Source organism: Achromobacter sp. 46006, from assembly GCF_059761975.1.
This window is the reverse complement of record NZ_JCBANN010000018.1, coordinates 59,192-78,324: the sequence shown is the minus strand read 5'-3', so window position 1 is coordinate 78,324 and position 19,133 is coordinate 59,192. Positions and strand designations below refer to the sequence as shown.

The 19,133-nt window shown below is 68.7% G+C and carries 16 protein-coding genes; 13 read left to right on the top strand and 3 right to left on the bottom strand.

Annotated features, from left to right (window positions below; all coding sequences use genetic code 11):
* On the bottom strand, window positions 1-724 hold a 724-nt coding region (locus tag AC6LKG_RS11830), incomplete at its 3' end, for a hydantoinase/carbamoylase family amidase (RefSeq protein WP_498164609.1).
* A 4-nt stretch (window positions 725-728) separates the two neighbouring features.
* Window positions 729-2,084, bottom strand: coding sequence for a hydantoin-5-propionate amidohydrolase (gene ertD, locus AC6LKG_RS11825; RefSeq protein ID WP_498164608.1), 1,356 nt, complete (start codon window positions 2,082-2,084; stop codon window positions 729-731).
* 101 nt (window positions 2,085-2,185) lie between these two features.
* Between ertD and AC6LKG_RS11820 the strand changes: the two genes are divergently transcribed.
* The 13 genes from AC6LKG_RS11820 (at window position 2,186) to AC6LKG_RS11760 (ending at window position 18,589) form a co-directional block, all read left to right on the top strand.
* Complete coding sequence (locus AC6LKG_RS11820; RefSeq protein ID WP_498164607.1) at window positions 2,186-3,082, top strand: LysR family transcriptional regulator; 897 nt, start codon at window positions 2,186-2,188, stop codon at window positions 3,080-3,082.
* Between the two features lie 214 nt (window positions 3,083-3,296).
* Window positions 3,297-4,400, top strand: a complete 1,104-nt coding sequence (ertC, locus tag AC6LKG_RS11815; protein WP_498164606.1) for a thiohydantoin desulfurase — start codon at window positions 3,297-3,299, stop codon at window positions 4,398-4,400.
* Window positions 4,401-4,410: 10 nt separating this feature from the next.
* On the top strand, window positions 4,411-6,066 hold the full coding sequence (ertB, locus tag AC6LKG_RS11810; RefSeq protein WP_498164604.1) for a thiourocanate hydratase: 1,656 nt from the start codon (window positions 4,411-4,413) through the stop codon (window positions 6,064-6,066).
* Window positions 6,067-6,149: 83 nt separating this feature from the next.
* Window positions 6,150-7,457: an MFS transporter gene (locus tag AC6LKG_RS11805; protein ID WP_498164613.1), complete on the top strand. Its 1,308-nt coding sequence runs from the start codon at window positions 6,150-6,152 to the stop codon at window positions 7,455-7,457.
* Entirely contained in the window at window positions 7,450-8,583 is a 1,134-nt protein-coding gene (locus AC6LKG_RS11800) for an MBL fold metallo-hydrolase (RefSeq protein WP_498164602.1), read from the top strand. The genes AC6LKG_RS11805 and AC6LKG_RS11800 overlap by 8 nt, the downstream gene beginning before the upstream one ends.
* A gap of 17 nt (window positions 8,584-8,600) precedes the next feature.
* Window positions 8,601-10,328: an HAL/PAL/TAL family ammonia-lyase gene (locus AC6LKG_RS11795; RefSeq protein ID WP_498164600.1), complete on the top strand. Its 1,728-nt coding sequence runs from the start codon at window positions 8,601-8,603 to the stop codon at window positions 10,326-10,328.
* 232 nt (window positions 10,329-10,560) lie between these two features.
* Window positions 10,561-11,259: a glutathione S-transferase N-terminal domain-containing protein gene (locus AC6LKG_RS11790; protein ID WP_498164598.1), complete on the top strand. Its 699-nt coding sequence runs from the start codon at window positions 10,561-10,563 to the stop codon at window positions 11,257-11,259.
* Between the two features lie 256 nt (window positions 11,260-11,515).
* A complete protein-coding gene (locus AC6LKG_RS11785) occupies window positions 11,516-12,868 on the top strand; it encodes a c-type cytochrome (RefSeq protein WP_498164596.1) in 1,353 nt (450 codons plus the stop codon).
* Window positions 12,861-13,760 carry a c-type cytochrome gene (locus AC6LKG_RS11780; protein ID WP_498164594.1) on the top strand — a complete coding sequence of 300 codons (900 nt, stop codon included), beginning with the start codon at window positions 12,861-12,863 and terminating at the stop codon, window positions 13,758-13,760. The genes AC6LKG_RS11785 and AC6LKG_RS11780 overlap by 8 nt, the downstream gene beginning before the upstream one ends.
* Window positions 13,761-13,832: 72 nt before the next feature.
* On the top strand, window positions 13,833-14,759 hold the full coding sequence (locus AC6LKG_RS11775) for a LysR family transcriptional regulator (protein WP_498164593.1): 927 nt from the start codon (window positions 13,833-13,835) through the stop codon (window positions 14,757-14,759).
* A 143-nt stretch (window positions 14,760-14,902) separates the two neighbouring features.
* A complete protein-coding gene (gene tcuA / locus AC6LKG_RS11770; protein ID WP_498164591.1) occupies window positions 14,903-16,318 on the top strand; it encodes an FAD-dependent tricarballylate dehydrogenase TcuA in 1,416 nt (471 codons plus the stop codon).
* Window positions 16,305-17,507, top strand: coding sequence for a tricarballylate utilization 4Fe-4S protein TcuB (gene tcuB / locus AC6LKG_RS11765; RefSeq protein WP_498164590.1), 1,203 nt, complete (start codon window positions 16,305-16,307; stop codon window positions 17,505-17,507). The genes tcuA and tcuB overlap by 14 nt, the downstream gene beginning before the upstream one ends.
* 104 nt (window positions 17,508-17,611) lie before the next feature.
* Window positions 17,612-18,589, top strand: coding sequence for a Bug family tripartite tricarboxylate transporter substrate binding protein (locus AC6LKG_RS11760; protein WP_498164588.1), 978 nt, complete (start codon window positions 17,612-17,614; stop codon window positions 18,587-18,589).
* A gap of 36 nt (window positions 18,590-18,625) precedes the next feature.
* Here AC6LKG_RS11760 and AC6LKG_RS11755 read toward each other — a convergent pair whose 3' ends face one another.
* Window positions 18,626-19,102 (bottom strand): hypothetical protein, encoded by a 477-nt coding sequence (locus AC6LKG_RS11755; protein WP_498164586.1) that lies wholly within the window; start codon window positions 19,100-19,102, stop codon window positions 18,626-18,628.
* Window positions 19,103-19,133 lie beyond the last annotated feature (31 nt).

Sequence of the window (19,133 nt, the reverse complement as noted above, 5' to 3'; positions counted from 1 at the left end):
CGTCGCGGCGGATGTCCATGGGCGTGGTGCCGGCGTGATCGGGCTGGCCTTCGACCGTGATCAGCACGCGGCGGATGCCGACGATGTTGGTGACCACGCCGATGGGCAGCTGGCGGCTTTCCAGCACGGGGCCTTGCTCGATGTGCAGTTCGACGAAGGCGGCGGTGCCGTCCGGGCCGCGCAGGGGCCGGGCCAGCGCGCTGGGATCGCCGCCGATGCGGGCGATACCCTGCGCCAGCGTTTCGCCGTCGACGTTGCGGGCGGCCAGCATGTCGGCCGAGAGCTGGCCGCTCAGGGCGCGGCTGCCGACGCAGGAGATGCCGTAGTCGCTGGGTTCTTCCGACAGGAAGTCGATGACTTCGAAGGGGTGTTCCAGTTCGATGCCCTGTTCATGCAGGGTGTGGGCGACTTCGATGCCGGCCAGCACGCCGATGATGCCGTCGAAGCGGCCGCCGCTCATGACGGTGTCGCAGTGCGAGCCGGTGGCGATGGGCTGGCGTTGCGCGTTGCGGCCGGCACGGGTGCCGATGAGGTTGCCGCCGGCGTCCAGGCGGGTGGCCAGGCCGGCGGCCTCGAACTCACCGCGCAGCCAGTCGCGCGCTTGCAGGAACAGCGGCGAGAAGGCGCGGCGGGTCCAGGGTTGGTCGGGCAGGGTGTAGCGCGACAGGGTCTCGACGCGCGACCAGAGGCGTTCGGCGTTCAACGGGGGAAAGGACATGGCCATGCGTTCATGCCTTGCGCGGACGCAGGAAGCGGCCATCGCCCTGGTTGTTGACGATGCGGCGGCCATCATAGACCTGCTGGCCGCGGCACCAGGTGCCGGCCACGCGCACGCTGAACTCGCGGCCCTCGAACGAACTCCATTGCACCGCCGACAGGCTGGTGGACGGATCGTAGGCATGGCGTTCCGGCGTCAGGATGACGATGTCGGCGTCCTTGCCGACTTCCAGCGTGCCCTTGCGGTCGTCCAGCAGGAAGTGGCGCGCGGGGTTGTCGCACAGCTGGCGCACCACCATCGACGGCGAAATGCCGTGTTCCTCGCAACCGGTCCAGAAGGCCGGCAGCAGCGTTTCCAGGCCCGGGCCGCCGGAGGCGTTCTTGAAGACGTTGGGGTTCTGCTTGCGCTCCAGGCCCCAACTGACGTGATCCGACGACACGAAGGTGCATTCGTCGTTGGCGATGTGGGTCCACAGCAGGTCGACCTCGGCCTTGGGGCGGATCGGCGGATAGTGCTTGGTCCTGGCGCCGAAGCGGCGGGTGTGTTCCTCGTGGTTCAGCATCAGGTACTGCACGCAGGTCTCGATGCTGGCGCGGTGGCCGTTGCGGCGGTACATGTTGCAGATCTCGAAACCGCGCGAGGTCGACACGTGCACCGCGTGGGCGCGGGCGCCGGTCTCGGCGCCGATCTCGTAGATCAGCGCGGTGGCCAGGTTCTCGATCAGCGGCGTGTGGGCACGCATGAAGGCGTCCCAGCCGGTGTCGTCGGCCTCGATCAGGCGGGCGATGTTCTTGCGCGTCATCTCCTGCATCTGGTTGTGCACGCCGCACACCAGGCCGGACGGCGCGATCAGGCGGAAAGCCTCGTACAGGTCGTCTTCCTCGATACGCGGGAAGCGGCCCGGGGTGGCTTCGAAGGTGGAGAACTTGAAGGCACAGACGCCGCCTTCGATCAGGCCGGCGGCGGCGGCCAGGCCGTGTTCCTTGTTCAGAGTGCCGAACAGCGCCACGTCGACGTGGCAGTCGCGCTCGACCTCGGCGATCTTGGCGTCCAGGTGCGGGCGCGAGGCGACCGGTTCGGGATCGTCGTAGGGCATGTCGACCATGACCGTGACGCCGCCGGCGGCGGCGGCGCGCGAGGCCCACCCCAGCCCTTCCTGGTTGGCCTGGCTGCCGGAGTGCACCTGGCCGTCAACCACGCCGGGGATGATCCACTGCCCGCTGGCGTCGACGCTGTCGCGCGCCGCGGGGGCCGCGCCGGCGCCGCGCGCGGCGATCCTGCCGTCCCGCACGGCCAGCCAGCCGTTTTCCACGATGCCGTGCGGATCGACGATATTGCCGCGCACCACCCAATCGAAATCGCTCATGACCCCTTCCATCCAATGAAGAACCGAAGGGCAGTGTAGTAAGCGCGACTCAAAACGTCTTATGCTTATATGTGCATGGGAATTAACATCAGGTTAAGCATATGAAATTGAATCTGCGCCAGATCGAGGTCTTCCGCGCCATCATGTTGAGCGGCTCGATCAGCGGCGCGTCCAAGCTGCTGTTCGTGTCGCAACCGGCCGTCAGCCGGCTGATCGCCTACACCGAGCAGCGCCTGGGCCTGATGCTGTTCGAGCGCATCAAGGGGCGGCTGTACCCCACGCCCGAGGCGCGGCGGCTGTTCGTCGAAGTGACCGCGCTCTACCAGAACGTGCAGCGCGTCAACGAGGTGGCCGACAACCTGGCCGAGAACCGCGAGGGCCAGTTGCGGCTCTCCTGTAGCCCGAGCCTGGGCCAGTCGCTGCTGCCGCGCGCCATCGCGCGTTTTCGCCAGCTGCACCCGGAAATCCGCATTGTGCTGCAGACGCTGATTCCGGCGGTGATGGAGCAGTCGCTGCTGACCCAGCAGGTGGAGCTGGGCGTGGCCTACATGCCGGTGAACCATCCCAGTCTGGCGACCCGGCCGCTGTACGAGAACCGCATTGTGGCGGTGCTGCCGGCCGGCCATCCGCTGGCCGCGCGCCGTCAGGTCACCGCCGCCGAACTGGCGCGCGAGCCGCTGATCGGCTATAGCGCCGACATTCCCTTCGGCATGCTGGTGCACAAGCTGTTTGGCGCCGAGGACGCGCAGCCCGAGCCGCGCATCGAGGTGCAGCAGGCACACGTGGCCTGTGCGCTGGTGCAGGCCGGCGCCGGCGTGGCGTTGGTGGACGAGATCACCGTGGCCGGGCCGATCTGGTCGGACGTGGTGACCGTGCCGATCGCCGACACGGTCAACGCACCGGTCAATGTGTTCCACCTGCAATTGCAGCCGCTGTCGCGCCTGGCGCTGGCCTTCATCGACGTGCTGCTGGCGCTCGACCAGCCCGTTTCCGTCTGAGCTTTGGGCCGGTGGGCGCCTGGGGATATCCCTAGGTGCTCTTTGCGCCCGGCCGGCCGCTCCCTGGGGGTGCGCCCCGCTATTAACCCAATGTTATGAACAAGGCATAAAAGGTAATACGACATTAACAGGATTGGTTCCTATGATGCCCTCGTCGATCCAGCGCGCATGCCGCTGGCACCGCTAAACGCAATCGGGAAAGGAAGGGGCAGCAATGGGAAGAATCTTGACGATGCAGGATGTCGAAGCCGCGGTCAGGGGCGGTTCGGTGTTTGCCTGTGGCGGGGGTGGCTGGGCCGAGCATGGCCGCGAACTGGGATCGCTGGCAGTGACTCTCGGCCGGCCCGAACTGGTGTCGATGGACGAAGTGCCCGATGACGCCTGGATCGCCACCGCCGCCGCCATCGGCGCGCCCGGCGGCCTGACCGACTGGCAGATGCTGGGCATCGACTACGTCAAGGCGGCCGAGCGCTTGCAGGACGCGCTGGGCGAACGCCTGTATGGCCTCATCATCGGCCAGAACGGCATGTCCAGCACGCTCAACGGCTGGCTGCCGTCGGCGGTGCTGGGCACCAAGGTGGTGGACGCGGTGGGCGACATCCGCGCCCATCCCACCGGCGACATGGGCTCGCTGGGCCTGGCCGGCAGCCCCGAGCCGATGATCCAGTGCGCGGTGGGCGGCAACCGCGCCAATAACGCCTATATGGAACTGACCGTGCACGGCACCACCGGCAAAGTCTCGCCGGTGCTGCGCAAGGCAGCCGACATGGCCGGCGGCTTCATCGCCAGCTGCCGCAACCCGATCCGCGCGTCCTACGTGCGGCGCCACGCCGCGCTGGGCGGCATCAGCCGCGCGCTGGCGCTGGGCGAGGCGATCCTGGCGGCGCAGCCCAAGGGCGGCAGCGCCGTGATCGACGCCATCTGCAAGGCCACGCAGGGCGAGATCATCGGTTCCGGCAAGGTGGTGCGCAACACGCTCAAGTACACCGAGGAAGCCTTCGACATCGGCACCGTAGAGATCGGCGAGGGCGCGGGCAAGCGCGTCATCCACGTCATGAACGAGCACATGGCCGTGACCGACGCGCAGGGCGAGCGCATTGCCTGCTATCCGGACGTCATCACCACGCTGGACGCCGACGGCAATCCGGTCAGCGCCGGCAAGCTGCGCGAGGGGCTGCGGGTGTCCATCCTGCACGTGTCCAAGCGGCACATTCCGCTGTCCTCCAGCGTCACCGACGCGTCGGTCTACCCCATCGTCGAAAAGGCGCTGGGCATGGACTTCACCGGCTACGCGCTGGGTCGCGGGTTGGATCGTTGAGGGGGCGCTGATGAAACGGGAATTCAAGGTGCCGGGCGGCACCACGCTGCGTTGCAGGGGGTGGCGCCAGGAAGCGCTGCTGCGCCTCCTGGAGAACGTGCTGGCGGTGGGCGAGGATCCCGCCAACCTGGTGGTCTACGCGGCGCTGGGCCGCGCCGCGCGCGACTGGCCGTCGCACGACGCCATCGTGCGCGCGCTGATGACGCTGGAAGAGGACCAGACCCTGATCGTGCAGTCCGGCAAGCCCATCGGTGTGCTGCGCACCCATCCGCAGGCGCCGATCGTGATCATGGCCAACTGCAACATGGTGGGGCAGTGGGCGCACGCCGAGAACTTCTACCGCATGCAGGACGACAACCTGATCTGCTGGGGCGGCCTGACCGCCGGCGACTGGCAGTACATCGGCTCGCAGGGCGTGATCCAGGGCACCTACGAGATCTTCTCGCGCATCGCCGAGCGCCATTTCGACAACGACCTGCGCGGCCGCTTCATCCTGACCGCGGGCATGGGCGGCATGGGCGGCGCCCAGCCGCTGGCCGGCCGCATGGCCAATGCGGCCATCCTGACGGTCGAGATCGATCCGGAACGCATCGAGAAGCGCATCAAGGCCGGCTTCCTGGAACGCCGCGCCGACACGCTGGATGAGGCGCTGGCGCTGATCAGCGAAGCGCGGGCGGCGCGCCGTCCGCTGTCGGTGGGCCTGCTCGGCAACGCCGCCGACGTGTATCCCGAGATCCTGGCGCGCGGCGTCGTGCCCGACATCGTCACCGACCAGACCTCGGCCCATGACCTGGTCTACGGCTACGTGCCGGCCGGCCACACGCTGGAACAGGTGGCGCGCATGCGCCGCGACGACATGGCCGGCCTGATGGACGCCAGCCGCCGTTCGATCGTGCGCCACGTCACCGCGATGCTGGGCTTCAAGGACCGGGGCGCGGTGGTGTTCGACAACGGCAATCTGATCCGCACGCACGCCAAACAGGGCGGCGTCGAGCGCGCCTTCGAGATTCCGGTGTTCACCGAGGCCTTCCTGCGCCCGCTGTTCGCGCGCGCCATCGGCCCGTTCCGCTGGATCGCGCTGTCCAACGACCCCGAGGACATCGGCAAGATCGACGACTTCCTGCTGCGGCGCTTCCCCGACAACCTGATCGTGTCCAACTGGATCCGGCTGGCGCGCGAGTCGGTGCCGTTCGAGGGCCTGCCCGCGCGCATCGCCTGGCTCGGCCACGGCGAGCGCACCGAGCTGGCGCTGGAAGTGAACCGCATGGTGCGCGAGGGCATCCTGGCCGCGCCGGTGGCCTTCACCCGCGACCACCTGGACGCCGGCGCCATGGCGCATCCGAACATCATGACCGAGAACATGCGCGACGGCTCCGACGCCATCGCCGACTGGCCGCTGCTGAACGCGATGATCAACTGTTCGTCCAGCGCCGATCTGGTGGCGATCCACTCGGGCGGCGGCGGCTACAGCGGCTATATGACCAGCGCCGGCGTGACGGTGGTGGCGGACGGCACCGACGCGGCGGCGCAGCGCCTGTCGCTGTCGCTGACCAACGACACCGCCAGCGGCGTGCTGCGCTATGCCGACGCCGGCTACGAAGAGGCGCTGGACGAAGTGGGCAGGAAGGGTATCGACCGTATCGACACGACGGCGACGCAGGTTTGAACGGCAGCACATAACAGCCCCGGACAGGGGGCGAATCAACGGGAACGTCAATGAAAAACATCGCAGTCAACCCGGGCGCGGGGATGGTGGGGGGCAATGCCGCCCACGTGGGCGCCGACGAGCACAAGGGCGCCAAGAAGGCGGTCATCGCCGCTTCCATCGGCAACGCCCTGGAGTGGTACGACTTTTCGGTCTACGCGCTGTTCGCGGTGTATATCGGGCAGAACTTCTTCCACAACGAAGACCCGACGGTGCAGTTGATGGCCTCGTTCCTGGCCTTTGGGCTGGGCTTCGTGGTGCGGCCGCTGGGCGCGCTGATGCTGGGCGCGTATGGCGACCGCGCCGGCCGCAAGGCGGCGCTGACGCTGACCATCATGCTGATGGCGCTGGGCACGCTGCTCATCGCCATCGCGCCGCCATACGCCGCCATCGGCGTGGGCGCGCCGCTGCTGATCGTGTGCGGCCGCATGCTGCAGGGCTTCTCGGCCGGCGGCGAAGTGGGCGGCGCCACCGCCTTCCTGGTCGAGCATGCGCCGGCCGGCAAGCGCGGCCAGTATGCGTCGTGGCTGCAGGCCAGCATGGGCATCTCCAACCTGCTGGGCGCGCTGGTCGCCACGCTGGTGACCACGCTGCTGACCGAAGACCAGGTGGGCGAGTGGGGCTGGCGCATTCCGTTCATCGTCGGCCTGTCGATCGCGCCGGTGGGCCTGTGGATGCGCCGCACGCTCGATGAGACGCCGCATTTCCGCGAAGAACAGCAACGCCAGGCCGCCAGCGGCACGCCGGTCAAGGCGCCGCTCTTGAGCGTGCTGCGCGACTATCCGCGCGAGTTGTTCACCGGTCTGTGCATGTCGGTGCTGTGGGCCATCGGTCCATACGCGCTGATCATCTTCATGCCGATCTATGTGCAAAAGAGCATGGGCTTCACCAGCTCGCAGGCCTTCCTGGGGGCGCTGATCGGCAACCTGTTCCTGATCGGCGGCTGCTTCTTCTCGGGCACGCTGTCCGACCGCTACGGCCGCCGCACCGTGCTGCGCGCTTCGGCGCTGTTGCTGCTGATCGCGGTGTATCCGCTGATGATGTGGCTGCAGGCCAACCACACGCAGTTCGCGCTGATCGTGGTGCAGTCGTCGTTCTGTCTGCTGGTGGCGCTGTATGTCGGCACCGCGCCGTCGGCCCTGTCGGAAGTGTTTCCGACGGCGGTGCGCTCGTCCGGCATGTCCCTGGCCTACAACACCGCGGTGACGGTGCTGGGCGGCTTCGCGCCAGCCATCCTGACCTGGATCACCTACACCACCGGCGTGGCCTTCGCGCCGGCGCTGTATGTGATGGGCGCCTGCGTGGTGGCATTGGTGGCGTTGACCGTGCTGCCGCAGAAGCAGCATGTCTAAGGCCCACATGCGGTTCGTGAACGTGGCGCTGGCTAGCATGCGCGCTGGCGGCCTGCGCCGCTGGCTCGGCCGCGCCGCCGCTGCGCTGGGCGTGGCGGCGATGCTGGCCGCGCCCGCCGCGCGGGCGGCGGACAGCGCCGAACTGGTGCTGCTGGGCGTGGCCGGCGGCCCGACCTGGTACGGCAACGACGCGCCCCACGGTATCTCGTCGGCGCTGGTGGTGGACGGCAAGGCCTACCTCATCGACCTGGGCTCGGGCGCCTACCGGCAATTGCGCCGCGCCGGCATCAAGCCCGGCGCCGAGCAGGCTGTGTTCCTGACGCACCTGCACACCGACCACATCATCGACTTGGCCAGCCTGCTGATGTACGACCCCAGCGCGCGCCGTCGCGCCAAGGCGTCGTTGCAGATCTACGGGCCGGGCCGGCGTGGCGTGTTGCCGCCGCTGGCGCCGGGCCTGGCGAGCGATCCGGTGATCCATGCCGAGAACCCGGGCGCGGGCACCGTGGACCTGGTGGACTCGGTGGTCGCGGGAATGGCCGCCGATCTCAATATCCGCGTGCGCAGCGAAGGCGTGCCGGACGTGCGCGGCTTCTTCCAGGCGCATGACATCGCCGTGCCGGCCGGCGTGGTGAAAGACCCGAACGCCGACCCGGCGCCGCCGATGGAACCCTTCGAGGTCTGGCACGACGAGCGCGTGAGGGTCAGCGCGATTCTTGTGCCGCACGGGCTGGTTTATCCCAACTTCGCCTACCGCTTCGACACCGCATCCGGTTCGGTGGTGTTCTCGGGCGACACCGCACTCAGCCCCAACCTGATCAAGCTGGCGCGCGGCGCCGACATCCTGGTGCACGAGGCGATCGATCCCGCCTGGGTCGATCACATCGTCGGCCCCAAGCCATGGGACGCGCGCCAGCAGGCGCTGGCCCGGCAGTTGCTGGAGGCGCACACCACGCCGCAGCAGGCGGGCGAGGCGGCCACCCAGGCCGGCGTTGGAAAGCTGGTGCTGTCGCACCTGGTGCCCGGCGACGCGCCGGCCGACCACTGGCTGCATGCCCGCGAGACCTTCAAGGGGCCGGTTGTGGCGGGCCAGGACCTGATGCGTATCCCTTTGAAGCAACCCTGATCGCCATCGGAGGCGGAATGAAGTCTTTGCGTGTGCAAACCAACCGACGCGTGCCGCGCGCCTGGAACAGGATCGCGCTGCTGGCGTCGCTGCTGCTGGGCGCTGCCGCGCAGGCGGCAGGCGATTGCAGCGTGACGCTGGACGGCAAGTCGTTGACGCCGGCGCAGGTGCTGGCGGTGGCGCGGCGGGATTGCGGCGTCACCATCGCGCCGGCCGCGGCGCAGCGCGCGGCGCGCGCCTACGACCTGCTGCTGGCCTATGCGCGCCTGGACAAGCCGGTCTATGGCCTGAACCGGGGCGTGGGCCTGAACAAGGACCAGACCATCTTCCAGGGCGGCGAGATATCGCCCGAAGTTCGACGCCTGTCCGAGCAGTTCAACCGCAACCTGCTGCATTCGCACAGCGCGGCCTACGGCGCCGAGGCGCCGCGCGACGTGACCCGCGCCGCCATGCTGATCCGCCTGAACACGGCGCTGTTCGGCGGCGCCGGCATGCAGCCGGCGGTGCTGGAGCAATACGCCGCGTTTCTCAACCGCGACGTGACGCCGGTGATGCTGGGCGAAGGCTCGGTCGGCCAGGCCGACATCACCATCCTGCCGCAGATCGGCCTGGTGATGATGGGCGAGGGCGAAGCGTGGCATCGCGGCCAGCGCATGAGCGCCGCGCAGGCCCTGCGCGAAGCCGGCCTGACGGCGGTGCGGCCGTTCGGCAAGGACGCGCTGTCGATAGTCAGTTCGAACGCCTATGGCGCGGCGCTGGCACTGCTGGCCGCGCACGATGCGCGTGCGTTGCTGGCGCGGGCGGACGCGGTGGCGGCGTTGTCGCTGGAAGGGCTGGACGGCAATCTGGCGCCGCTGCTGGCGCCAGCGCAGTCGCAGCGCCCTTACGCCGGCCAGCGCCAGACCGCCGAACGCATGCTGGGCTTGCTGCGCGGCAGCGCGCTGTGGCGGCGCGACGCGCAGCGGCCGTTGCAGGACCCGCTGAGTTTTCGCACCGTGAGCCAGGTGCATGGCGCCGCGCGCGATCTGCTGGGGCTGCTCGACCGGCAACTGCGGTTGCAGATCAACAGTTCCGACGACAACCCGACGGTGGTGCTGGATGCGGAGCCCGCGGCCGGCGCGGCCGACTACGAAAAGCAGTACTACGTGACTGAGGGACCGGTGCGCGGTGCGGTCATGCCCAGCGCGGGGTTCGATCCCAGCGCCTGGGTCCTGCCGCTGCAAGGCACCGCCGTCGCGCTGTCGCAGGTGGCGCAATTGTCGGCGCAGCGCACCTTGCGCCTGACCGACCCGGCTTTCACCCGGCTGCCGCGTTTTCTCAGCCCGGGCAACGGCGCGATCGGCTATGGCCCGATCCAGAAGACGGTGTCGTCGCTGGCGGCGGACGTGCGGGCCTTGGCCGCTCCGGTCGTGACCGATGTGCAGCCGCAAGCCGGCAACATCGAGGACGTCGGCACCAATGCGTCCCTGACCGGCCTGCGCGTGGGCGGCCAATTGCAGGCCCTGACCCGGTTGCTGGCGGTGGAGCTGATGCACGGCGCCCAGGCGGTCGACCTGCGCTATCCGCGGGGGCCGGCCGCCGCGCTGGGCCAGGGCACCGCCAGCCTGTGGCGGGACTTTCGCGAGCAGGTGCCGGTCATGACCGAAGACCGGCGCAACGATGCCGACATCATCACCGCCACTGCCTTCCTGCGCGGCAGCCTGGCCGGCGAGCCGGCCTGGGCGCGGGCGGACGCGGCGCCCTGAGGCGCGGGTCGCGGTTGCCGACGCGTCCGGGAGTCGCCCGGGCAGCGACGGCGGCCGGCCCGTGCAGCGGCCTGCGCCCTGGAACACTGTGTTGCGCCAGCAGTGCCCGCGGCATGGCCGGCGAGCGCTTGCCGGCGGGTGATTTGCGCTACATTTGCCCGACGCGCCGCCGGCCGCTGGCCGCCGTGACCGCCATCCCTCGTCGCTACCGGATCTCCAGGAGCTCCCCCGCATGTCCTCCCTAGACTCATTCGCCATCACCCGGAAATGGCCCGCCCGGCATCCCGACCGCATCCAGTTGTATTCGCTGCCCACGCCCAACGGCGTCAAGGTCTCGATCCTGCTGGAAGAGCTTGGCCTGCCCTATGAGCCACACCGGGTCAGTTTCGATTCGCAGGACCAGTTCTCGCCGGAATTCCTGTCGCTCAGCCCGAACAACAAGATTCCCGCGATCCTCGACCCGAATGGCCCCGATGGCAAGCCGCTGGCGCTGTTCGAGTCCGGCGCCATCCTGGTCTATCTGGCCAGCAAGACCGGCCAGTTCATCCCCGCCGACACCGCCGGGCGCTACGAGACCCTGCAATGGGTGATGTTCCAGATGGGCGGTATCGGTCCGATGTTCGGCCAGTTGGGCTTTTTCCATAAGTTCGCCGGCAAGGACTACGAGGACAAGCGTCCGCGCGACCGCTACGTGGCCGAATCCAAGCGCCTGCTGGGCGTGCTGGACAAGCGCCTGGACGGCCGCGACTGGATCATGGGCGACCAGTACACCATCGCCGACATCGCCATCCTGCCGTGGGTGCGCAACCTGGTCGGTTTCTACGGCGCGGGCGAGCTGGTCGATTTCGCCCAGTTCAAGAACGTCGCCCGCGTGCTGGAGGCCTTCGCGGCGCGTCCGGCGGTGGTCAAGGGCCTGACGATTCCGGCCTGAGGGGCGGTCATTGGAGCGGGTCGGCGGGGCCGCCAGGGTCCGCCGCTCCCGCCCAAAATCTGACCGTTTTCCGATTCTTTCCCTGTTAATGAGTCGGAGGACGCGCCGTGGTTTGCGCCCCGTCAAACAACCCCGATCCTTTCATGCTTTTCGGTAATATGGTTATTACTGAAAGGCGTAAGCTGCCTCCATAAGCTGGACGCCGCAGTACGAACCCCCGACGTGCGCGCTGCCCGGCACGCAACGGAGGGTCAGAATGAAGCATTTCGGGATCAAGGCGGTGGCACTGGTGGCGCTGCTTGGAATAGGCGGCGGCATCGGCGGCGCCCACCTGTTGACCGCCATCCGCAAAACGGACGCCACCGCCGCCGTCGATCCGCAGGATCGCCGGCTGGCTGAAGCCGGCGCCTACCTCGCGCGCGCCGCCGACTGTGTCGCCTGTCACAGCGTGCCGGGCGACAAGCCCTTCGCGGGCGGCCTGGCGATGCAGACGCCGGTCGGCACTATCTACTCTTCCAATATCTCGCCCGACAAAGCCAGCGGCATCGGCGCCTACAGCTACGCCGATTTCAAGAACGCGGTGCAGTACGGCATCCGCAAGGACGGCGCGGCGCTCTATCCGGCCATGCCGTATCCGTCGTACGCCATCATGCCCGACCGCGACATCCAGGCGCTCTATGCCTACTTCATGTCGCAGGTCGAACCCGTGGACAAACCCAGCGCCGACTCGACCATCCCGTGGCCCCTGAATATGCGCTGGCCCATGGCCTGGTGGCAGCTGCTGTTCGCCGGCAAGCGCGACTTCGCCGCGCCAGCGGGCGCCGACGAGCAGGTCAGGCGCGGCGCCTACCTGGTGGAAGGCCCGGGCCACTGCGGCGCCTGCCACACGCCGCGCGGCCTGGCCTACCAGGAAAAGGCGCTGTCCATGGCCGACGGCGACGCCTTCCTGTCGGGCGCCGTGATCGACGGCTGGCGCGCCAAGAGCCTGCGCGGCGAGGCCCGCGGCCTGGCCTCCTGGAGCGCGGCCGACATCGCCCTGTTCCTGAAGACCGGCCGCACCGACCGGGTCGCGGTGTTCGGCGCCATGGCCGACGTGGTCGAGCACAGCACGCGCTATTTCACCGACGACGACCTGGCCAGCATCGCCGCTTACCTGAAGCAGCTGCCGCCGGTGCCCGGCAAGGCGCCGGCCTTCCCGGCCAAGGCGGATGTCACCACGGCATCGCTGCTGGCCGGCCGCTACGACTCGCGCCGCGCGGTGATCTACATGGAGCATTGCGTCATCTGCCACCGCGCCGATGGCCAGGGCATGCCGCGCATCTTCCCGGCGCTGGCGGGCAACTCAGCGATCTTCGCGCAGAACCCGCAGTCCATCATCCAGATCACGCTGGAAGGCGGCAAGATGCCCGCCAATGACCATGACGCCATGGCCTTCGCGATGCCGCGCTTCAACCACCTGAGCGACCAGGACATCACCGACGTCATCAATTTCATCCGCACGGCCTGGACCAACCAGGCGCCGCCGATCGCCAGCGACGAGGTCGCGCACATCCGTGGTTTCCTGGCCAGCAAGAAGCCGAACATCGCGTCGGGAGGCAAGCATGAATAAGCTCTACAAGATCGCCGCCGCGGTGGCGCTGGTGGCCGGGGGCGGTCTGGCCGCGCTGGCGGCGCCGCCGGCGCCGGCCGGCGAAACCAGGACCTTCGCCGTGCTCGACAAAGACGGCAAGCGGCTGGCCGACTACACCATTCCGTCCGACACCCTGATCGACAAGGCGCCCAACGCCGAGCAGATCCGGTATGGCCAGCGCCTGCTCAACGAGACCCGCCGGCTGCTGCCGGATAACACCGGGGCCAGCCTCAATTGCAGCAGCTGCCATGTTCAGCAGGGCAAGAAGCCGCTGGGCGCGCCCTATATCAATTCGCACAACTCGTTCCCGCAGTTCAATCCGCGCGCCGGCCGCGAGGTCACGCTGGCGGATCGCATCAATGGCTGTTTCCAGCGCTCGATGAACGGCAAGCCGCTGGACAACGATTCGCCCGAAATGGCGGCGATGCTGGCATACATGAAGTGGCTGGCGCAGGACGTGCCGCACGGCGCCAAGGTGCAGATCAAGAATGCCTGGCCCATCGACACCAAGCTGGTGCCCGATTCGGCGCGCGGCAAGACCCTGTACGCGGCGCAGTGCGCCGCCTGCCACGGCGCCAACGGCGAGGGCAAGCGCGACGGCGCCGGCAACATCGTGTTCCCGCCGCTGTGGGGCGATGAGTCCTTCAATATCGGCGCGGGCCTGGCGCGGACCTACAAGGCGGCATCCTTCATCCGCAACAACATGCCGATGGGCGTGAACACCCATGGCAATTGGGGCGAGGGCAAGGTGTTGTCCGACCAGGACGCGGTCGACGTGGCGGAGTACTTCACCCACATGCCGCGGCCCGACTTCCCGCCCAAGGACAAGGATTGGCCGGACGGCAAGAAGCCCAAGGACGCGCGCTACTGAGGCATGCCGTGGCGGGTCGCCGACCCGCTCCACGTCCTACAATCGGCGGGTCATCCTTCTTCCGGGCCCGCCATGGAACTGCGCCAGCTTCGTTACTTCGTTCGTGTCGTCGAAGCCGGCAGCATCGGCCGCGCCGCCATGTCGCTGGGCATGGTGACCTCGGCGCTCAGCCAGCAGATCAGCCGGCTCGAAGGCGAACTGGCCACCCGGCTGCTGCAACGCAGCGCCAGCGGCGTGGTGCCCACCGACGCCGGCCTGGCGTTCTTCCGCCAGGCCCAGCTCGCGCTGCGTCATGCCGACGACGCCGTCCATGCCGCGCAGCAGGCCCGTCTGGCCGGCCACGTCAGCGTCGGCCTGTCGTCCACCACCGCTTCCATCCTGGGGGCGCCGTTCGTACAGGCCATGAATGCGCGCTATCCGGACATCCGCCTGCACCTGGTCGAGGCGCTGTCGGGTCACCTGGCCGACATGCTCAACGGCCGCCAGCTCGACCTGGCCATCGTGTTCCACGCCGAAGCGGCGCGCCGCTGGAGCGTGACGCCGTTGCTGGACGAGCCCCTGTACCTGTGCGCCGGGCGCGGCATGGCGGGCCTGCCCGCTGGCCGGGCCACCCGCCTGGAGGAGATCGCGGGCCTGCCGCTGGTGCTGCCCAGCGGCCGCCACGGGCTGCGCGCCCTGGTCAGCCGGGGATTCCAGCAACGCGGGTTGACGCCTCGCGTGGTGGCCGAAGTCGATGGCCTGGCCTTGTTGATGGAGGTGGTGCAACTGGGCTACGCCGCCACCATCCAGCCCAGTTCCGCCACCGCCCGTATCGCGCCGGGGCAGTTGGCCATGGCGCGGATCGACGACGCCGACCTGTTCCGGCCCAATCTGCTGGCCAGCCTGTCGGACGACGAATTGTCGCCGGCGGCGCTGGCCGCGCGCCTGGTGCTGGCCGACGTCTCGCGCAATCTGGCGCGCGATGGCAAATGGGCGGTGACCGCGCTGCATGGGTCGTGAACGGGCGGTATTCCGCTCATGCGCGATGCCACGCACCGGCGCAATACCGCCCTTCACGAATCATGAAGACCCGTTGACGGCGCGCTGATATCGCGGCGCGCGGCGTCGGCCTACAGTCCGTTCCTTGATCCGGGAACGATGACATGGTCGATGTATTGGTGATAGGCGGGGGCAATGCGGCGCTATGCGCGGCGCTGATGGCGCGCGAGGCGGGGGCCAGCGTATTGCTGCTTGAAGCCGCGCCGCGCGAATGGCGCGGCGGCAACTCGCAGCACACGCGCAACCTGCGCTGCATGCACGACGCGCCGCAGGACGTGCTGGTGGACGCCTATCCGGAAGAGGAATACTGGCAGGACCTGCTCAAGGTCACCGGCGGCCAGACCGACGAGAAACTGGCGCGGCTGGTGATCCGCGAATCCGCCACCTGTCGCGACTGGATGCGGCGCCATGGCGTCAATTTCCAGCCGCCGCTGTCGGGCGCGCTGCACGTGGCCCGCACCAATGCCTTCTTCATGGGCGGCGGCAAGGCGCTGGTCAATGCCTATTACCGCAGCGCCGAGGCCCTGGGCGTGCGCATCCGCTACGACGCACCGGTGGACGCGTTGGAACTGCAGGACGGCCGCTTCAAGGCCGCCCGCATCGGCGCCGAGCGCATCCAGGCGCGCGCCTGTGTGCTGGCGGCGGGCGGCTTCGAGTCCAACCGCGAGTGGCTGCGCGAGGCCTGGGGCCAGAACGAGCGCGGCGAATGGCCGGCCGACAACTTCCTCATTCGCGGCACCCGCTACAACCAGGGTGTGCTGCTCAAGTTCATGCTGGACGCGGGCGCCGACCGCATCGGCGATCCATCGCAGTCGCATTGCGTGGCCATCGACGCGCGCGCGCCGCTGTACGACGGCGGCATCTGCACCCGCATCGACTGCGTCTCGCTGGGCGTGGTGGTCAATCGCGAGGCGCGCCGCTTCTACGACGAGGGCGAGGACTTCTGGCCCAAGCGCTACGCCATCTGGGGCCGCCTGACGGCCATGCAGCCGGGGCAGATCGCCTACTCGATCATCGACGCCAAGGCCGTCGGCCGTTTCATGCCGCCGGTGTTCCCCGGCGTCACCGCCGATTCCGTGCCGGAACTGGGGCGGCGGCTGGGGCTGGACCCGGTGGCGTTCGAGCGCACCATCCGCGAATACAACCAGGCCTGTAGAACCGGCACCTTCGACCACACGACGCTGGACGACTGCCGCACCGAGGGCCTGGCGCCCGCCAAGACCCACTGGGCCCGGCCCATCGACACCGCGCCGTTCTACGGTTACGCGCTGCGGCCCGGCATCACCTTCACCTACCTGGGCCTGAAGGTGGACGAGACCGCCGCGGTCCGCTTCAACGGCGTGCCCAGCGACAACTTGTTCGTGGCCGGCGAGATGATGGCGGGCAACGTGCTGGGCAAGGGCTACACGGCGGGGGTCGGCATGTCCATCGGCACCGCGTTCGGCCGCATCGCCGGCACCCGCGCCGCGGCCGCCGCGCGCCAATCGCATCACGCAGGAGCACAGCATGCGGCAGCTTGAGACCCTGGCCCGCGAGGCCCAATCTTTCGCGCAGGCTGCGCCCGCGATGGTCGCGCAGCCGGTGAGCTGGCATGGCCGTGGCGCCGCGCTCAGCACCGACGAAGCCGAAGTGGCGCGCGTCATGCAGATCTGCAACGCCTGCCGCTATTGCGAGGGCTTCTGCGCCGTGTTTCCGGCCATGACGCGGCGGCTGGAGTTCGGCAAGGCCGACCTGAACTACCTGGCCAACTTGTGCCACAACTGCGGCGCCTGTCTGCACGCCTGCCAGTACGCGCCGCCGCACGAGTTCGCGGTGAACGTGCCGCAGGCCATGGCCAAGGTGCGGCTGCGGACCTATACCGAATACGCCTTTCCAGCCGTGCTGGGCAAGCTGTACCGGCGCAACGGGCTGGCGCTGTCGCTGGCAACGGCGGCGGGACTGGCGTTGTTTCTGGCATTGACGGTGATGTTGACGGGCGGGCTGTTCCACGCGCCCATGGCGGGCAATTTCTACGCGGTGTTCCCGCACAACACGCTGGCGCTGATGTTTGGCGCGGTGTTCGGCTTCGCCATGCTGGCGCTGGGCATTGGCGCGGCGCGCTTCTGGCGCGACGTCAGCCCCGGCGCGGCCAGCGGCGCGGCGCTGGCCGAGGCCGCGCACGATGCGCTGCGCCTGCGCTACCTGGACGGCGGCCACGGCAAGGGCTGCAACAACGCCGATGACGCCTTCACCCTGTGGCGCCGGCGGTTCCACCATTTCACGTTCTACGGCTTCATGCTGTGCTTTGCCGCCACCTGCGTGGCCACGCTGTATCACTACCTGCTGGGGCAGCAGGCGCCGTATCCGTTCTGGAGCGCGCCAGTGTTGCTGGGCACGGCGGGCGGCATCGGCCTGTTGATCGGGCCGGCGGGGCTGCTGTGGCTGAACCTGAAGCGCCATCCGCTGCAGGGCGATGCGGCGCAGAAGCCGATGGACCGGGGGTTCATCGCCTTGCTGCTGCTGACCAGCGCGACCGGCCTGGCATTGCTGGCCGGCCGCGATACCGGCGCCATGGCCCTGCTGCTGGCAGTGCACCTGGGTGTGGTGATGGCGCTGTTCCTGACCTTGCCTTACGGCAAGTTCGCCCATGGCATCTATCGCTCGGCCGCGCTTCTGAAGTGGTCGATCGAGAAGCGCCAGCCCGACGCATTGCGGCACTCCGCCGACTGACCGGCGCGGGCGCGCGGTGGCGCCGCGCGTCCCGGGCGGTCTTTTGTATCCGTACGACGGCGTGCTCGAAAGCGCCGCGATTTCCTATCCTTCAGGAGACTTGCATGTTCCCTCATCGCCTAGCCCGCGCGGCGCTTGCCGCCGCCTGTCTGCTGCCGGCCATGCCAGCAGCGGTCGCGCAGTCCTTTCCGGCCAAGCCGATCACCCTGGTGGTACCGCACTCCGCCGGCGGCACTTCCGATATCCTGGCGCGCACCGTGGCGGCCGAGGCCGCGAAGTCGCTGGGCCAGACCATCGTGGTCGACAACAAGGGCGGCGCCAACGGCACCATCGCCGCCAAGCAGGTGGCGTCGGCCGCGCCGGACGGCTACACGCTGTTGCTGGCGACCGCCAGCACCCATGGCATCAATCCGTCGCTGTATTCGCGCATCTCGTATGACGCCGTCCGAGACTTCAAGCCGGTCACGCTGCTGGCCACGGTGCCCAATGTGCTGGTGGTCGGACCCAATGTGAAGGCCGCCAGCGTGCAGGAACTGATTGCCTACATCAAGACGCAGGGCGACCGTATCAATATGGGGTCGGCCGGCGCGGGTACGCCCGGCCACCTGGCGGGCGAGATGTTCAAGCGCGCGGCGGGGTTGCAGGTCACGCATGTCCCATACAAGGGCGGCAGCCCGGCCATCACCGACTTGATCGGCGGCCAGATCGACTTCATGTTCACGACGATTCCGGGGGTGCTGCCGCACGTCAAGGCGGGCACGCTGCGCGCGCTGGCGGTGACCTCGCCACAGCGCTCGCCGGCACTGCCCGACATTCCGACCATGGCGGAGTCGGGCCTGGCGGGCTTCCAGGCCCTGTCGTGGCACGGGGTCGTGGCGCCGGTGGGCACGCCGGATGCGGTGGTGGCGCGCTTGAACGAAGCCTTGGGCGGGGCCTTGGCCGCGCCGGCGGTCAAGCAGCGCCTGATGGAGGAGGGGGCGCAGGCCTCGACCCTGCATACGGCCGCATTCGGCGCGTTCATCGACCGGGAGATTGCTGCCTGGGCGCAGGCCGTGAAGGATTCCGGCGCCACCACGAACTGAGGGCGTTGCGGCGCGCCCCGCATCGGGGGAGGCGTTTCAAGCCGCCTGGTAGGCGTCGCACAGGGCCAGGTATTCGTCGCCGCTGATCTCCAGGGCCATCGCCTGGATCACTACGCGCTTTCGGTCGGGCAGCGAGGTCTTCAACTGGATCTGGCGGGCAGTCGGAATGCCGACGTAGGTCTGGTTGACGTAGGTGTTTTCGTTGATCGCCTGCCACGGAATCACCGTGCCGTCCGTCACGCGCAAGCCTTCGCGGGTGAATGTGATGACGGGCCTGGGGGCGCCGAAGGCGCGCATGAGGCTGCGGATCACCAGCCACACGCCGATGGCGGCAATGGCCGCGAAGAAGGCCATGCCGCCGAGATTGCCGCGGGCGCGCGCCGCCATCGCGCCGAATGCCATCGCCGCCACCGTCCAGATGACGGCGCCGGCGATGAGGCGGTTGCGCGAGTAGTACACAGGGCGATCGGCCAGGGTCTGGGCTTGGTGGGAGGCGGAACTGTAGATTTCCATGTCGATGTTGCGTTCAAGGGATGAAGGGCCG

Excerpts from the sequence above, each read along its gene's own strand:
- AC6LKG_RS11760 (WP_498164588.1), top strand. The coding sequence starts at position 17,612 with ATGTTCCCTCATCGCCTAGCCCGCGCGGCGCTTGCCGCCGCCTGTCTG.
- AC6LKG_RS11755 (WP_498164586.1), bottom strand. The coding sequence starts at position 19,102 with ATGGAAATCTACAGTTCCGCCTCCCACCAAGCCCAGACCCTGGCCGAT.
- ertD (WP_498164608.1), bottom strand. The coding sequence starts at position 2,084 with ATGAGCGATTTCGATTGGGTGGTGCGCGGCAATATCGTCGATCCGCAC.
- AC6LKG_RS11790 (WP_498164598.1), top strand. The coding sequence starts at position 10,561 with ATGTCCTCCCTAGACTCATTCGCCATCACCCGGAAATGGCCCGCCCGG.
- AC6LKG_RS11795 (WP_498164600.1), top strand. The coding sequence starts at position 8,601 with ATGAAGTCTTTGCGTGTGCAAACCAACCGACGCGTGCCGCGCGCCTGG.
- tcuA (WP_498164591.1), top strand. The coding sequence starts at position 14,903 with ATGGTCGATGTATTGGTGATAGGCGGGGGCAATGCGGCGCTATGCGCG.
- ertC (WP_498164606.1), top strand. The coding sequence starts at position 3,297 with ATGGGAAGAATCTTGACGATGCAGGATGTCGAAGCCGCGGTCAGGGGC.
- AC6LKG_RS11800 (WP_498164602.1), top strand. The coding sequence starts at position 7,450 with ATGTCTAAGGCCCACATGCGGTTCGTGAACGTGGCGCTGGCTAGCATG.
- ertB (WP_498164604.1), top strand. The coding sequence starts at position 4,411 with ATGAAACGGGAATTCAAGGTGCCGGGCGGCACCACGCTGCGTTGCAGG.
- tcuB (WP_498164590.1), top strand. The coding sequence starts at position 16,305 with ATGCGGCAGCTTGAGACCCTGGCCCGCGAGGCCCAATCTTTCGCGCAG.
- AC6LKG_RS11820 (WP_498164607.1), top strand. The coding sequence starts at position 2,186 with ATGAAATTGAATCTGCGCCAGATCGAGGTCTTCCGCGCCATCATGTTG.
- AC6LKG_RS11805 (WP_498164613.1), top strand. The coding sequence starts at position 6,150 with ATGGTGGGGGGCAATGCCGCCCACGTGGGCGCCGACGAGCACAAGGGC.
- AC6LKG_RS11780 (WP_498164594.1), top strand. The coding sequence starts at position 12,861 with ATGAATAAGCTCTACAAGATCGCCGCCGCGGTGGCGCTGGTGGCCGGG.
- AC6LKG_RS11775 (WP_498164593.1), top strand. The coding sequence starts at position 13,833 with ATGGAACTGCGCCAGCTTCGTTACTTCGTTCGTGTCGTCGAAGCCGGC.
- AC6LKG_RS11785 (WP_498164596.1), top strand. The coding sequence starts at position 11,516 with ATGAAGCATTTCGGGATCAAGGCGGTGGCACTGGTGGCGCTGCTTGGA.